Source organism: Nonomuraea aurantiaca (assembly GCF_020215705.1).
In the GTDB taxonomy this organism is placed as follows: Bacteria; Actinomycetota; Actinomycetes; order Streptosporangiales; family Streptosporangiaceae; genus Nonomuraea; species Nonomuraea aurantiaca.
The window spans coordinates 1-2,152 of the sequence record NZ_JAIWNB010000100.1 but is presented as its reverse complement, the minus strand read 5'-3'; the positions used below and the strand labels follow the sequence as shown (position 1 = coordinate 2,152).

1 protein-coding gene is annotated in these 2,152 nt (G+C 66.9%); it reads right to left on the bottom strand.

Going from position 1 to position 2,152, the window contains the following annotated elements:
* Nucleotides 1–183: 183 nt before the first annotated feature.
* Complete coding sequence (gene ltrA, locus LDL49_RS56310) at nt 184–1,485, bottom strand: group II intron reverse transcriptase/maturase (RefSeq protein ID WP_225303170.1); 1,302 nt, start codon at nt 1,483–1,485, stop codon at nt 184–186.
* Nucleotides 1,486–2,152: the final 667 nt, after the last annotated feature.

The following is a 2,152-nucleotide window of genomic DNA, read 5'->3' as shown; positions in this document are numbered from 1 at the left end:
TGTAGGGTCGGGGGCTGGCGCGGTGGCGTCTCCTGACGGTAGGGCCTGGGGCCTTCATGTTCCGCCGGTTTCCCGGTCGGTTGTGCCACCCCAGTGACCGTGGCCAGGTTCGTTGCTCCGTTTCCAGTCCCCGCCCGTCGAACCGTGCATGCCGTTCTCCGGCACACGGCTCACCGACGTCGTTCACCGCCTGGCATTCGGCGTCTCCCGCCAGTCCCGAAAGGGCCTGGGTGCGACGACGATTCCCGACAACGTGACCAGCCCGAGTTGGTTCGGGAACTGGAAGGCCACGACCGACCAGCCGAACCCTCGCGAGCGGCGATGGCGTTTGCGAAGGACGAGCGCCATCCGCATCCGCGCATAACTCCTGATCTTGTTGAAGTGCCGGGAGGAGTTACCGAACCGGAAATAGGCGGCCCAGCCGCGCAGGAACCGGTTGATATCCTCCACGATCACCTCCGGGTGCAGCAGCAGCCGGGACCGGAGCGTCAACTCACGGATCCGATCCCGGGCGTGCTGCATGGCCCGGTCGGCGGGCCAGCGGGCGAGAAAGATGACAGGCCGTTTGCCGTCTCGACCCAGGCTGCGCACCAGCCGGTGGTGAAAGCCGAGAAAGTCCAGCCCTTCCCCACCGACCTGCAGATGCACGATCCGGGTCTTGGCCGCCTTCGGCTTCAAGCCGAGTTCCGCCAGCAGCGCCGTCAAGCGCGCGAGCGCGCGTTCGGCCTGGCTGCGCGACCAGCACATCACCGTCACATCGTCGGCATAGCGCACCAGAACCCCATCACCGTCATCCCACGCCCGATCGAGCCGGTGCAGGTAGACGTTGCACAAGACGGGTGAGATCACCCCGCCTTGCGCGGTTCCGGTGACCGGCCGACGCACCTGCCCCTCCTCCATCACCCCGGCCCGCAAGATCGCGCGCAGGAGCTTGAGAACGGACTGGTCACAGACGCGTTCCTCGACCGCTCGTATCAACTCATCATGCGGAATCGCCGAAAAGCAGTCGGCGATGTCCGTCTCCACCACCCACCGGCGCCCCCGATGACACTCATCGATGAGCACCTGTAAGGCGTCGTGCGCCGAGCGCTTCGGCCGGAACCCGAACGAGCAGCCCAGCATGTCCGCCTCGAAGACCGGTTCGAACACGATCTTCAATGCGGCCTGCACGATGCGGTCACGAACCGCGGGAATCGACAGCGGCCTCTGCTCGGCCGTGCCCGGCTTGGGGATCAGAACCCGCCGCGCTGGAAGCGGACGATACCGCCCTTCCCGCAGTTCGTCGGCCATCTCGTCGAGCAGCCGGGCAACCCCGTACTCCTCGATCTGGGCCAGGGTGGTCTTGTCGATACCGGGTGCGCCGTTGTTGGCGCGCACCGCGACCCACCCGCGCTGCAGCACGTCTCTGCGGCAGACCTTGTCATACAGCGCGTGGAATCGACGTCCGGGATCGGCCTTGGCCGCCCGGTAGAGCGCATGCTGCAAGGCTCGGACCGGATCACGCGGAACCCGTGGTTCCCGCGATCCCTTGGCGGCGGGACTAGCCTGACCGGCACTCACCGGGCCCCTCCATCACAGTCGCTGCGCATCGACGAAGCAGCGGCCCTTCCCTCACCGCCGGTTGTGTTGTCCGGTCGGCTCCAGCAGTACTACGGCCGCCTCCGACGCCCACCCGGCCAGCGCTCCATTTCCCGGCGTTGACCGGTTATAGGACGCCACACTCCGGCAACACGATTTCCGCAGGTTGCCGGGCCGGGGAGGGCCTCCCCAGTTCCCGCCGCCACTATCGATACGTTCCGCGCCCCATACGCCGGGGAGTCCTTGACGGCTGCGCTTCCAGGCTCTTCACCGCGTCCGTGGCCTTCGCCCTGGATTCGGGGGCTCGGCTCTCCCTGTCCCCGACCAATGGCCGGGACCTCTAACGACGCCGCAGGCTTCGCTTCATGCTACGGACCGCATCGTTGCTCCCCCTATTACAGGGCCTTTGACGCTGGGCTTCGACCCCGCCCGTTTCCAGACGAAGCCGCCAGCCTGCTACCGGGCCTCCTGGCAGCTACCCGGACCGGACTTCCACCGGCAAGCGACGACGAGCTTACGAACAGCAAGATCAGCCGCTACGTCACGGCTTCACCTCCATTCTGCTGGGCGCACG